Raw genomic sequence first — 12,327 nt, 5'->3', positions numbered from 1 at the left:
GGCCGGAGCGCTCCCTAGGCCCGTCCCTGGTCCTGGGGCGCGGCCGGCGCAGCGGCGGGAGGGGTGTCGTCCACGCTCGCTCCAGGCGCCGGTTCCGTGCGCGCCATCCAGGCGATCAGGGACGACCGCATGGCTTCCTCGACCGACATGTCGATCGGGGTGAGCCAGGAGGAGGGCACGAACACGGTATACCCGCCTATCATGTAGCCCATCGGCAGGTAGACGGCGACCCGGTCGCCGGGCAGAAAGCCTTCGGGCAGCCCCGCCGTGCTGCGGCGGGTGACCAGGCCCACCACTTCCATTTCATTGCCGGGCATGCGCAGGATCACGACCTGCTGCGCGCTTTCCCGCGTCGCGTTGGCCGGCGAGAAATAGTCGGCGAAGCTCTTGAGCGAGGAATAGATGCTCTTGATCACCGGGATGCTGGTGAAAGGCCATTCCACGTAGGACATCAGCCGGCGTACGCGTTCTTTGGACAGCATCATGCCGACCGCGACGATGGCCGCCACGGCCAGCACCAGCCCCATCCCCGGGAAGTAGAAGCTGCCGATGAACGGATGCAGCACGCCCAGCGCCAGGGATTCCATCCAGGCGACGATGACGTAGAGCACGTACAGCGTGAGCACCAGCGGAAGGATGGCGATCAGGCCGCGGAAAAAATACTTGTAGAGGGATTTCATCGGGGACTCCTGCGGCCGGAACGGTGCTGCGGCGCGCGGCGCCAAGCATAGCAGCAGTACCGGGTCGTGGCGCGGCCTGGCGCCGCAACACGGTTGTACAGATGTGAGGGGGCGTATCCCGCCTGGACCCTAGCCCGCCGCGCGGAAGCGGACGATGCCGTCTTCTCCCGTCTCGCGGACCACGTCGCCGCGGTAATAGAGCATGTGCAGATGCGCGATGGCTTCGCCCAGCGCGAAAGTCATCTGGTGCAGGTCGAGCTTGCGCCTGAACAGCACCGGCACGATGTCGTAGCCGGAACGGGGCTGCTCGGCACAGGCCCGCCTGACGCGTTCCAGGTGGTCGGCATGGTGGGCATGCTGCTGGGCGATGCGGGTATGGATGCCGACGAAGGGCCGGCCGTGCGAAGGCAGCACCAGCGCGTCGGCCGGGACGTGGCCATAGCCGCCCAGCGAATCCAGGTAGAGCTGCAGCGGGTTGCTGTCCGGGTCGATGTCGGTGACGCTGACGTTGGTGGAAATGCGCGGCAGCACCATGTCGCCGGAAATCACGATGTTCAGGCCGGGGCTGTACAGCGAGATGTGCTCGGGCGCGTGCCCGTAGCCGGTGATGGCCTGCCAGTCGTGGCCGCCGATGCGCAGCGTGTCGCCGTGGAGGATGCGGCCGAAATGGGCCGGCACCTGCGGCACGAGCTGCGAATAATAGCGGGTGCGGGCGCGCACGCCGGCCAGGCCCTGCGGGTCGGTCATGCCGTTGCGTTCGAAGTGCGCCGCCATGCGCTCGCCGCCCGAGATGGCCCGGCCTTCGACGAACAGGTGGGCGGTCAGGAAGTCGGTCGCGCTCATCTGCAGCGGCGCGTTCCATTTCTCGGTCAGCCAGTGGGCCAGGCCGATGTGGTCGGGATGCATGTGGGTGACGATCACCCGCACCACCGGCAGTCCGTCGAGCTGGGTCGCGAACACCTCTTCCCAGAGCGTCCTGACCTCGTCGCGGGCCACGCCGCAATCGACGATGGTCCAGCCTTCGCGGCCCGCCCAGGTGTCGCGCATCAGCCAGAGGTTGATGTGGTCCAGGGCGAAGGGCAGGGGCATGCGCACCCAGCGTATGCCCGGGGCGACGTCCAAGGCCATGCCGGCCGCCGGCAGGGTGTCGCCCAGCGGGTATTGGAGTTGGTGTTCGAGAGGATTCATGGCTGGTTCGTGATGTCGGGCGCGGCTCGTGCGGCCCGGCTTGCGGCGGACTAAAATGGACGCGCGACTTATTGTTACAGTTGCCTGGCGCGCGGCCCCCGCTCATCCGCCGGACTGCGGGGAAGACGCTCTAGTTTACCCATGTGCCCGGCAAGCGCGTTGCCGCCGTTCCGGACGCGCGATCGGCGGAGCTTTCCGGACGCCGCCAGAAGATCATTCCAGAACCAGGAGTCGAAGATGTCGGATCCCGTAGTCGTTGTATCGGTCGCCCGCACCCCCATGGGTGCCATGCTGGGCGAACTAGCCGGCTTGTCCGCCAATCAATTGGGCGCCGTCGCGATCAAGGCGGCGGTCGAGCGGGCGGGCCTGAAACCCGAACAGGTTCAGGAAGTCATCATGGGCAACGTCCTGCAGGCGGGCCAAGGCCAGGCGCCTGCCCGCCAGGCCGCGCTGGGCGCGGGCCTGCCGCTGAACGTGAGCTGCTCCACCCTCAACAAGATCTGCGGTTCCGGCATGAAGGCGGCGATGCTGGCGCACGACCTGTTGGTCGCCGGCAGCATCGACATCGCCGTGGCCGGCGGCATGGAGAGCATGACCAACGCCCCGTACCTGCTGCCCAAGGCCCGCCAGGGCTATCGCTACGGCCACACCACCATGTACGACCACATGGCGCTGGACGGCCTGGAAGACGCCTACGACCGCGGCCGCGCCATGGGCGTGTTCGCCGAGGATTGCGCCGCCAAGTACAGTTTCACCCGCGAACAGCAGGACGCCTTCTCGCTGGAGTCGCTGCGCCGCGCCAAGGCCGCCATCGAGAGCGGCAGCTTCGAATGGGAAATCGCGCCGGTCACGGTCGCCGACCGCAAGGGCGAAAAGGTCATCGCCCGCGACGAGTCGCCGTTCAAGGCCATGCCCGAGAAGATTCCCTCGCTCAAGCCGGCCTTCAAGAAGGACGGCACCGTCACCGCCGCCAATTCGTCGTCGATTTCCGACGGCGCCGCCGCGCTGGTGCTGATGCGCGCCTCGACCGCCGAGAAGCTCGGCCTGAAGCCGCTGGCCCGCGTCGTCGGCCATGCCCAGCACTCGCAAGAGCCGCAGTGGTTCACCACCGCGCCGGTGGGCGCGATGGCCAATCTGTTCGCCAAGACCGGCTGGAAGCCCGAGGACGTCGATCTCTACGAGATCAACGAAGCCTTCGCCGTGGTGACCATGGCCGCCATGGCCGACCACAAGCTGCCGCACGAGAAGGTCAACGTGAACGGCGGCGCCACCGCGCTGGGCCACCCGATCGGCGCCAGCGGCGCGCGCCTGATCGCCACGCTGATCGGCGCGCTGCGCGCCCGCCAGCTCAAGCGCGGCGTGGCGTCGCTGTGCATCGGCGGCGGCGAGGCCGTGGCCATGGCGTTCGAGCTCGTCTAAGCCCGGCTGCATGACGCAAGCTCCCACGGCCGGCGCCCGTCCGGCGGGCACGGCCGCGGCGGGCCACCCGCCCGCGCGCGCCGGGGCGGACGAAGCCGCCGGCGCGGTCAAGCCCGGCGACGCCTACGTGCAGTCGTTCGCGCGTGGGCTGGCGGTGATCCGCGCCTTCAATGCCGACCGGCCCGCCATGACGCTGACCGAGGTGGCCGAGGCGGCAGGCCTGACCCGCGCCGGCGCCCGCCGCATCCTGCTGACCCTGGTGCAGCTGGGCTACGTGGCGGCCGAGGGGCGCCTGTTCCGGCTGACGCCGCGCATCCTCGAGCTCGGCTTCGCCTACCTGACTTCCATGCCGTTCTGGGACCTGGCCGAGCCCATCATGGAAGACCTCGCCAACGAGGCCCATCAATCCTGCTCGGCCACGGTGCTGGACGGCACCGACATCGTCTACGTGCTGCGCATTCCCACCGGCCGCATCATGTCCATCAACCTGGGCATAGGCAGCCGCTTGCCGGCCTATTGTTCGGCCATGGGAAGGGTGCTGCTGGCCGGGCTGGCCGACGCGGAGATCGACGCGGTGCTGGCGCGCTCGGAGCTGCGCGCGCATACGCCGCTGACCGTCACCGACCCCGTCCAGCTCAAGCGCATCGTGCTCCAGGTGCGCGAACAGGGCTGGTCGCTGGTGGACCGCGAACTGGAAACGGGACTGGTGGCCATCGCCGCGCCCATCCGCGACCGCAGCGGCCGCACGGTGGCGGCCCTGAACCTGAGCGGCCAGGCCCACCGCGTCACGGCCGCGCAGATGCAGCAGGAACTGCTGCCGCTGTTGTGCCGCGCCGCCGAGCGCATCAACGATCTGATGCGGCGCGTGTAAGCTTGGAGGATTCCTGCATGCCCAGCTACCGGGAGGGCCCATGAATCCGTCCTGCGCGCCGTCCGCCCGCGAGGCCCGCCGCGGCGTCGTCCTGTTCGCCCACGGTTCGCGCGACCCGCAGTGGGCGCGTCCCATGGAACACCTGGCCCAGGCGCTGCGCGCGCGCGATCCCGGCACGCCGGTCGCGGCCGCGTTCCTGGAGCTGATGTCGCCCACGCTGCCCGAAGCCATCGCGGGCCTGGCCGGCCAGGGCATGGCCGAGATCGCCGTGCTGCCGGTATTCTGGGCGGCGGGCGCGCATGTGACGCGCGATCTGGCCCGCCTCCTGGACGAGGCGCGGGCGGCGCATCCCGCCGTGCGGTTCGCGGCGCTGCCGGTGCTGTCCGAATTGCCCGGCGTGCTGGATGCCATCGCCGCGGCGGCCCTCCCGCCGACGGCGGACCCGAGTTAGTACCTTCTCTTCCCCTTCATTCGAGTTGCTCGATACGCATACGGAGACTTCCATCATGATGACCATCTGGGGCCGCCTGACTTCCATCAACGTGGCCAAGGCGGTATGGGCGGCCCGCGAGCTGGGCCTGCAGTTCGAACGCATCGACGTCGGCGGCCCGTACGGCGGGCTCGATACGCCCGAGTACGGCGCGCTCAACCCCAACCGCCGCATTCCGACCCTGGACGACGACGGCTACATCCTGTGGGAATCCAACAGCATCGTGCGCTACCTCGCGGCCCGATACGGCGCAGCCGGCACGCTATGGCCCGCCGATCCGCGCGCCCGCGGCCTGTCCGACCGCTGGCTGGACTGGCAGGCCACCTCGTTCGGCCCGGCCATGGGTCCGGCTTTCGTCGGGCTGGTGCGCACGCCCGAGGCGCAGCGCAACCCGCAGGCCATCGCCAGCTCGGTCGAGCAGGTCGGCCGCCTGCTCCTGCTGCTGGAGGGCGTGTTCGCCGATGGCCGCACCTTCATCGCCGGCGAGAGTTTCACGATGGGCGACATTGCCGTCGGCTGCGCGGTGGACCGCTGGTTCCTGCTGCCGGTGGAACGCCCCGAGACGCCGGCCCTGGCGGCGTGGCACCAGCGCGTGGCGAGCCGCCCGGCGGCGCAAGGCATCCTCGGGCAACCGCTGCAATAGAGACCGTCCCCCCTATGCCCCCACAGGGGGCAAAACCGGCGGACTGGCAGGGCCAGATCCGCGGTTTCCTGGGTGCAATACGATGAATGATGGCGCGATGAGTGCCGGAAGAAATCAGCATGAGAGACGCGCGGAATGATTCGTGAAATTTTAAAGATGGGCGATGCCCGGCTGCTGCGCGTGGCGCAGCCGGTGGAGCAGGTGGGGACGTCGGAACTCGATGCGTTGATCGCCGACATGTTCGACACCATGGAGGCGGCCGGCGGCGTGGGGCTGGCCGCGCCGCAGATCGGGGTGGACCTGCAGCTGGTCATCTTCGGCTTCGACAGCAGCGAGCGCTATCCGGACGCCCCGGCCGTACCGCGCACCATATTGCTCAATCCGGTCATCACGCCGCTGTCCGAAGCGCGCGAGGAAGGGTGGGAAGGCTGTCTGTCGGTGCCCGGGCTGCGCGGCGCGGTGCCGCGCTACGTGTCCATCCGCTACCAGGGGCTGGATCCGCAGGGCAATCCGATCGACCGGGTGGCCGAGGGCTTCCACGCGCGGGTCGTGCAGCATGAATGCGACCACCTGATCGGACGGCTGTATCCCTCGCGCATCGAGGACTTCTCCAAGTTCGGCTACACCGAAGTGTTGTTTCCGGGGCTCGATCCCGGCCGCGACGACTAGCCAGGCACGCTTTCCGGGTAAACCCGGGGCAGAAGACGATAAGATTGAGGCCGGGCCAGTTACATTACGGGCGGCATAGGGGGAGGTCGGCCAGGCATGGCGGAAACACTGCTGTCGATCGGTCTGGAAGTCGCGGCGCTGCACGTGCTGGGCATCGTCGCCGCATGCCACGCGATCATGAATACGCGTACCTCGCAGGGGGCGGTGGCGTGGGCCGTGGCGCTGGTTTCCGCTCCCTACCTGACGCTGATTCCCTACCTGTTCCTCGGCCGCAGCCGTTTCGCCGGCTATGTGGACGAGCACCGCTTCAACCAGGCGCGCGCCCAGGTGCGCAGCGATGCAGACCTGAACCGCTCCGACGTCATCGCGGGCTTGCGCCGCGACGCGTCGGCCGTGCCGGAACTGCGCCGCTTCCTGGCCCTGGACCAACTGGTCGGACGCCGCTTCCTGGCCGGCAACGAGGTGCGCCTGCTCAAGGACGGCACGGCCACCTTCGAGGCGATCTTCCGGGCCATCGACGAGGCCAGGCACTACGTGCTGGTGCAGTTCTTCATCGTGCGCGACGACGCGCTGGGGCAGGAACTGCAGCGCCGCTTGCTGGCGCGCGCGGCCGAGGGGGTCAAGGTGTACTTCCTCTACGATGGAATCGGCAGCCATGCGCTGGCGCGCCGGTACGTCGAGACGCTGCGCGCCGGCGGCGTGCAGATCCATGCCTTCGCCATACGCCGCGTCAGCAACCGCTTCCAGCTCAACTTCCGCAATCACCGCAAGATCGTCGTGGTCGATGGCCAGACCGCCTTCGTCGGCGGGCACAACGTCGGCATCGAGTACCTGGGCGACAATCCGCGGCTATCGCCGTGGCGCGACACGCACATCCGGCTCTGCGGGCCCATCGTCGCGCAGGTGCAGCGCGCGTTCGCCGAAGACTGGTACTGGGTGACCGAGTCCATGCCGGCGCTGCGCACGCCGGTATCCGCGCCCGGCGACATGAGCTGCCTGGCCTTGCACAGCGGTCCGGCCGATCTCCAGGAGACCGGATCGCTCATCATCGTGCAGGCCATCCACGCCGCGCAGCGGCGCATCTGGCTGACGTCTCCGTACTTCGTGCCGGATTCGGCGGTGCAGTCCGCGCTGCGGCTGGCGGTGCTGCGCGGCGTGGACGTGCGCGTGCTGCTGCCTTGCCGGCCCGACCATTTCATGGTCTATCAGGCTTCGCTGCTCAATACCTACGATGCGGTGCGCGCCGGGGTCAAGGTCTACCGCTATCAGCCCGGCTTCCAGCACCAGAAGGTGATCCTGATCGACGAGGACGCCGCCGCGGTGGGCAGCGCCAACCTGGACAACCGCTCGTTCCGCCTCAATTTCGAACTGACGGTGCTGACCGTGAGTCCGGCCTTCGCCGCGGACGTGGAGGCGATGCTGCTGGCCGACTTCGCGCAGTCGATCGAAGTCGACCGCGGCGAATGGGGCTCCATCCCGCTGCTGCAACGCGTGGTCATGCACGTGGTGCGGCTGTTCGCACCCGTGCTCTGAGCTCAAAAAGGGCCCCCACGCTTCGCTGCCCCCGAGGGGGCGTTTTGCCTTGGGGCGGCCCGGCGGCAAAAGCCCTAGCGTCCTTCGAAGACTTCGGCGCAGCGCGAGAAGCTGAAGCCCGCCCCCGACGATTCGCGCTGGGTCTGGATGGCGGAGATGCGGCCGCCGGCATCGACGTTGATCTGCAGCTCGCAGAACAGCTCCACCGTGCGCGCCGGAGCGACCATCACCCGGTCGGTCTTCTTGGGATCCTTGTCGCGCGGGACGTCGCGGTACTGCGCGGCATGCTGGATGGACTTCTCGCCGCCGCGCCAGTTGTAGACGGCGCTGCCGTCGGCGAGCTTGTACGAGCGCTGCGGCGGGCCGTATTGGGCAAAGAACACGTCGCTGGGCTGTCCTATCCAGCGCGTCCGTATGGCCGTATTGGTTTCTTCGGTGGTGGCGCAACCGGCCACCAGCAGCAGCGCGGCAGCCAGGCCGGACAACAAAACCTTCATGGGATGCTCCAGAGCGGATGGGAGGCCTCGCAAGCGCCGGCCTTCCCCCGGCCGCGCCTCGAACCGCCGCCATTATCCGGCGCTTTGCCGCCGCAGGGCAACCGTGGCGGGCCTTCCCTTCAGCGGCCGGCCAGGATGTGGGGGCCGATCTCGCCGATGGTTCGGGTGCCGGTCAGCGCCATGCTCACGTCGAGCTCTTTCTGGATGATGTCGAGCGCGGCCGACACGCCGGGCTTGCCCATCGCGCCCAGCCCGTAGAGGAAGGCCCGGCCGATCATCGCGCCGCGCGCGCCCAGCGCCAGCGCCTTGAGCACGTCCTGGCCGCTGCGCACGCCGCCGTCGAACAGCACCTCGGTCTGGTGGCCGACCGCCTCGACCACGGCGGGCAGCGCGGCGATCGAGGACAGCGCGCCGTCCAGCTGGCGGCCGCCGTGGTTGCTCACCACGATGGCGTCGGCGCCGCAGGACGCGGCGATGCTCGCGTCCTCGGCGTCGAGGATGCCCTTCATGATCAGCTTGCCGCCCCATTGTTGGCGGATCCACTCCACGTCCTTCCACGACAGCGTGGGATCGAACTGGCGGGCGGTCCAGCGGCCCAGGCTGTTGATGTCGCTGGCGTCCTTGACGTAGCCCGCCAGGTTGCCGAAGGTCTTGCGTTTGGCGCCCAGCATGCGCAGCGCCCAGCCGGGCTTGCCGGCCACGTCCAGCAGGTTGGCCAGCGTGGGCCGCAGCGGCACGGTCATGCCGTTGCGGATGTCCTTGTGGCGCTGGCCGAGGATCTGCAGGTCCAGGGTCAGCACCAGCGCCGAGCAGCGCGCGGCCTTGGCGCGCTGGATCAGATCGGCGATGAACCCGCGGTCGCGCATCACGTAGAGCTGGAACCAGAACGGCCGGGTGGTGGCCGCCGCGACGTCCTCGATCGAGCAGATGCTCATGGTGGACAGCGTGAACGGGATGCCGAACGCTTCGGCCGCCTGCGCGCCCAGTATCTCGCCGTCGGCCCACTGCATGCCCGCCAGCCCGGTGGGCGAGATCGCCACCGGCATGCTGACTTCCTGCCCCAGCATGGTGGCGCGGGTCGAACGGTCCTCGACATTGATCGCCACGCGCTGGCGCAGCTTGATGGCCGCGAGGTCGTCGGCGTTGGCGCGATAAGTGCACTCCGTGTAGGAACCGCTGTCCGCGTAGTCGTAGAAGGCGCGGGGCACGCGCTTCCTGGCGAGCTGGCGCAGGTCTTCGATGCAGGTAATGGCAGGCATGGGCAATCCGGAAAAACGGGAAAACGGCGGCGGACCGCCAGCCTCTATTTTGCCCGACTCTTTTTGGGCAGCGGCTCAAGAAAGCGCGGCGATTCCCTTGCGCCGGATGATGTTCAGCAGTGCCAGAGCCGGACCTTTGGCCTGCGTTGCACCGCGCTCGAGCTGCGATACATAACCAGCCGTCATGTTGAGATAGCGCGCCAGTGCTGCTTGGCTCAGGCGGGCGTTCTCGCGCACTTCGCGCACCTGTTGGGCCGTGATGGGTTCGGCCGTCGGCAATGCAGCCGTTCCGAGATGGCGAGCGGTGATTTTTTCGTGTGTCGCCTGGTCCATGATTCCCAACCGGCGCTGCGCGTCCGCCATCTCTACGAGCTCATTGGAAAGGCGGCTACGCTTGGTCGTCGTCATCGTCAATCTCCTGCAGGTCGCCATCGCTCAGCGCTTGCCGAATCACCGAGGCTGATGCTGCGAGCCAATTTGCCCCGATGGTGCGCAACGTTTGCAATTCGTCGCCGCTGATGTTTTCGCGGTCATTCTTGGCAAATCCGTACAAAAATACCGCCCGATCGGCTTCGCGGTAGGCCACGACCATACGAAACCCACCGGAGCGGCCTTGTCCGGGACGCGCGACGCGTTGTTTGATGAGTCCGCTACCCAGATCTGCGTCGATAGCGCCTTGGCGAGCCCGTTCGATGGCCAGTCTCAGGCTGGCATCGGTGATGTGTTCACGGCGGGCGAATCGCTTCACACCCTTGGTCTTGAATACCCGCACGACGCCTTTTTATAGTACAGGAAACTATAGTACACAGACATATATTTAAGAACGATCTGCCTCTGCTGGATCGTCGCGCCCTGATTTCACCGCATGCCGGGGGCGGCAAGTGCGTTGCCCGGGATGAAAATGTCACGCTTTCTGGATCGCGCATCTGTGGATGCGCACTGCTGCGCAGGCATGAAAGCTGCTGCCTCGGAGCGCCAATCGAGCAGGAGCCGACCATGAAACCCACTCCAGATCCGAATGCCGGCGCGCCGCGCCCGAAGCATGTTTCCTCCGACGACGCGCCGCGTCCCGACATGGACCATCCCCCCGGCCCGCCGGGCGCCACGACCGAATTCGACCAGGGGACGGCAGAGGCCAGCCGCGAAGCCAGGACCGGGACGCTGCCCGGATCCGACGATTTCACCCCCGCGCAGCGTGGCCAGCAGGGCGCCGACGTGGAAGTGCGCAGCGACGGCGCGGCGGGCAACGAGCGGCGCAACGGGGAAGAAGAATAGGCACGACGGCGCGACCGAACCGCCCCTTTGGGGGCGCGGCTCGGTGCGCAAGGAGGCTGGATGTCAGGCCAGGTCCGGATCGCGTCCCGGATGCGATGGAGGCTTGCCCCCGGGCGGCACTTCACCCGGCATCTTCCTGCCCACGTCGGCAGGCTCAACGCCGGTTTGAGGTTCGACCCGCTCGCGCGGCGGGTCTTCGGACCCGACGCCCAGCCAGTTGGGATCGGCGGGACGTTCGCGTATGACGGTGCCCGGCTTGGCGGCGGGCTCGGACGGGCGGCTGGTCATGGGAAGTCTCCTGAAAATACTTCCCTCAGCAAGACCCGTGCCTCTTACGTGCCTAGTAGCTGCCCGCGGACAAAAAGGCCCCCACGCCAAGCCTCCGGCTACGTTACCCCCGAGCGGCGTTTTTGCCTTGGGGCGGCCCGGCGGTAAAAAAACCCACGCTACGTCTTCGACTACGCTACCCCGAGGGGACACCTTTTGCCGTAGGGCGTCCGAGCAAAAAAAAGCCCAGCCTCCGGGGGATTGCCAGGCCGGGCATAACACTACGCTACGCACGCTTGTGTTCCCCAGGATGCGGTGGATCCGGCTCCGCCGGTCCACCCGCATCGCCCCCTGGGGGGCGCGCGAAGCGCGTAGGGGGGGGCTTACCTCGTGGGCCTACTTCACGCGTTTATAGGTATAGGTGTAGTCGAAGTCGCTGCTCTGGTTGACCGGGAAGCCGTTGACCGTGCCGGACACCGTGATGCTGCCCTTGACCTTCATGACGATGGTGCTGCCCACGCCGCAGCTGCCGCAGCCTTGGTAGCTGCTGCTGCCGAGGTTGTACTTGATGGTCATGTCGGGAGTGGTCACCGTGCCGCCCTGGCCGCCGAACTGCGCGACCGCGCTCTGCGCGCCGTCGACCGAGGTCGGCACCGCGGCGAGTTCGATGTTCTGGATCGTCTGGTTGATCGACTGGCCGCTGGCCGTGCCAGACAGGGTCAGGTCCCAGGTCGATCCGGCCGGGATCGTCGAGGTCGCGCCGCCGGAGCTGCCGCCGCCGGACGTGAACGAGATGCCCGTGGTGTCGATCGTGAAGTTATAGGTGTAGACCGTATCGCCGACCTTGATGGTTTCCGAGCAGGAATTGGTCGAGCAGCTCAGTGAAACCGAGATGCCGTCGAGCACCGCGTCGAAGCCCTTGCCGTTGGCGGAGAAGGCGCTGCCGAAGAAATCGAAGGTCTTGTAGTCGACGCCTTGGGCGGTATAGCTTGCCTGGAAGTTGGCGTTGACCCGCTTGGCGGCAGCGGTGACCGCGTCGGCGGCCAGGCGCGTGCTCTTCCAGCCTTCGAACAGCGCGGCCAGCGGCTTTTTCCCGTTGGCGTCGTGCAGCGCCAGCGTGGTCAGCGGCGTCAGGTTGGCCCGGCCGCCGGCCGAGGCGAACGAGTACAGCGTACCGCTGGCGGTCGTGGTGATCTTGAGCAGGTAGGGGGGAGCGGAGCCTATCGTCAGTTCGTAGTCGCCATTGTCCTTGGTCTTGGCTTCCACGGTGTTGCCGTTGGCGTTGATGGCCACGACGGTGCCGCCCTTGACCGGCGCGCCCGTGGCCGCGGTGCCGGAGAGGGTGACGGTCTCGGCAGAGCCGCCGGAACCGCCGCTGCCGGCGGCGGGGGTGCTCGAACCGTCGCCGCCGCCGCAGGCGCTGACGGCCAGTGCGATACAAGCTGCCGCGGCGTAGCGGGCCAGGCGCGGCAGGTCGAAGGGAATCGTGATCATGGAGGTCCTCGGGTGCTGGGTGGAAGGTAGCCTCGCGCCCTC

General features: G+C 67.9%; 15 protein-coding genes. 7 read left to right on the top strand and 8 right to left on the bottom strand.

What is annotated here, in order from left to right; all coding sequences use genetic code 11:
* Positions 1-14: 14 nt before the first annotated feature.
* Positions 15-680, bottom strand: a complete 666-nt coding sequence (locus PIGHUM_RS01050; protein WP_124077393.1) for a DUF502 domain-containing protein — start codon at positions 678-680, stop codon at positions 15-17.
* 129 nt (positions 681-809) lie between these two features.
* Entirely contained in the window at positions 810-1,868 is a 1,059-nt protein-coding gene (locus PIGHUM_RS01045) for an MBL fold metallo-hydrolase (RefSeq protein WP_124077392.1), read from the bottom strand.
* Positions 1,869-2,105: 237 nt separating this feature from the next.
* Between PIGHUM_RS01045 and PIGHUM_RS01040 the strand changes: the two genes are divergently transcribed.
* The 6 genes from PIGHUM_RS01040 to cls all read left to right on the top strand — a co-directional run bounded on the left by PIGHUM_RS01040 (position 2,106) and on the right by cls (position 7,493).
* Positions 2,106-3,287 (top strand): acetyl-CoA C-acetyltransferase, encoded by a 1,182-nt coding sequence (locus PIGHUM_RS01040; RefSeq protein ID WP_124077391.1) that lies wholly within the window; start codon positions 2,106-2,108, stop codon positions 3,285-3,287.
* Positions 3,288-3,297: 10 nt separating this feature from the next.
* Positions 3,298-4,158, top strand: coding sequence for an IclR family transcriptional regulator (locus PIGHUM_RS01035; RefSeq protein ID WP_124077390.1), 861 nt, complete (start codon positions 3,298-3,300; stop codon positions 4,156-4,158).
* Positions 4,159-4,198: 40 nt separating this feature from the next.
* Complete coding sequence (locus PIGHUM_RS01030; RefSeq protein WP_124077389.1) at positions 4,199-4,609, top strand: sirohydrochlorin chelatase; 411 nt, start codon at positions 4,199-4,201, stop codon at positions 4,607-4,609.
* A 55-nt stretch (positions 4,610-4,664) separates the two neighbouring features.
* Positions 4,665-5,291, top strand: coding sequence for a glutathione S-transferase family protein (locus PIGHUM_RS01025; RefSeq protein WP_124077388.1), 627 nt, complete (start codon positions 4,665-4,667; stop codon positions 5,289-5,291).
* A gap of 135 nt (positions 5,292-5,426) precedes the next feature.
* Complete coding sequence (def, locus tag PIGHUM_RS01020; protein ID WP_124077387.1) at positions 5,427-5,960, top strand: peptide deformylase; 534 nt, start codon at positions 5,427-5,429, stop codon at positions 5,958-5,960.
* 96 nt (positions 5,961-6,056) lie between these two features.
* Positions 6,057-7,493: a cardiolipin synthase gene (cls, locus tag PIGHUM_RS01015; RefSeq protein ID WP_124077386.1), complete on the top strand. Its 1,437-nt coding sequence runs from the start codon at positions 6,057-6,059 to the stop codon at positions 7,491-7,493.
* Positions 7,494-7,567: 74 nt separating this feature from the next.
* On the opposite strand, the gene PIGHUM_RS01010 is transcribed toward cls, so the two are convergent.
* The 4 genes from PIGHUM_RS01010 to PIGHUM_RS00995 form a co-directional block, all read right to left on the bottom strand.
* A complete protein-coding gene (locus tag PIGHUM_RS01010; RefSeq protein ID WP_124077385.1) occupies positions 7,568-7,990 on the bottom strand; it encodes a hypothetical protein in 423 nt (140 codons plus the stop codon).
* Positions 7,991-8,109: 119 nt separating this feature from the next.
* Positions 8,110-9,249 carry an alpha-hydroxy acid oxidase gene (locus PIGHUM_RS01005; protein ID WP_124077384.1) on the bottom strand — a complete coding sequence of 380 codons (1,140 nt, stop codon included), beginning with the start codon at positions 9,247-9,249 and terminating at the stop codon, positions 8,110-8,112.
* A 75-nt stretch (positions 9,250-9,324) separates the two neighbouring features.
* Positions 9,325-9,657, bottom strand: coding sequence for a helix-turn-helix domain-containing protein (locus PIGHUM_RS01000; RefSeq protein ID WP_124077383.1), 333 nt, complete (start codon positions 9,655-9,657; stop codon positions 9,325-9,327).
* Positions 9,638-10,021 (bottom strand): type II toxin-antitoxin system RelE/ParE family toxin, encoded by a 384-nt coding sequence (locus PIGHUM_RS00995; RefSeq protein ID WP_124077382.1) that lies wholly within the window; start codon positions 10,019-10,021, stop codon positions 9,638-9,640. The genes PIGHUM_RS01000 and PIGHUM_RS00995 overlap by 20 nt, the downstream gene beginning before the upstream one ends.
* Positions 10,022-10,245: 224 nt before the next feature.
* Here PIGHUM_RS00995 and PIGHUM_RS00990 point away from each other — a divergent pair, with 224 nt between their 5' ends.
* Positions 10,246-10,524, top strand: a complete 279-nt coding sequence (locus PIGHUM_RS00990; RefSeq protein WP_124077381.1) for a hypothetical protein — start codon at positions 10,246-10,248, stop codon at positions 10,522-10,524.
* A 63-nt stretch (positions 10,525-10,587) separates the two neighbouring features.
* Here PIGHUM_RS00990 and PIGHUM_RS00985 read toward each other — a convergent pair whose 3' ends face one another.
* Both PIGHUM_RS00985 and PIGHUM_RS00980 read right to left on the bottom strand, forming a co-directional pair.
* Positions 10,588-10,812, bottom strand: coding sequence for a hypothetical protein (locus tag PIGHUM_RS00985; RefSeq protein ID WP_124077380.1), 225 nt, complete (start codon positions 10,810-10,812; stop codon positions 10,588-10,590).
* A 375-nt stretch (positions 10,813-11,187) separates the two neighbouring features.
* Positions 11,188-12,285, bottom strand: coding sequence for a hypothetical protein (locus PIGHUM_RS00980; RefSeq protein ID WP_124077379.1), 1,098 nt, complete (start codon positions 12,283-12,285; stop codon positions 11,188-11,190).
* Positions 12,286-12,327: the final 42 nt, after the last annotated feature.

It is taken from the genome of Pigmentiphaga humi, assembly GCF_900606115.1.
Lineage (GTDB): Bacteria > Pseudomonadota > Gammaproteobacteria > Burkholderiales > Burkholderiaceae_B > Pigmentiphaga > Pigmentiphaga humi.
The sequence above is the reverse complement of the archived record's forward strand: the minus strand, read 5'-3'. Positions and strand labels throughout refer to the sequence as shown.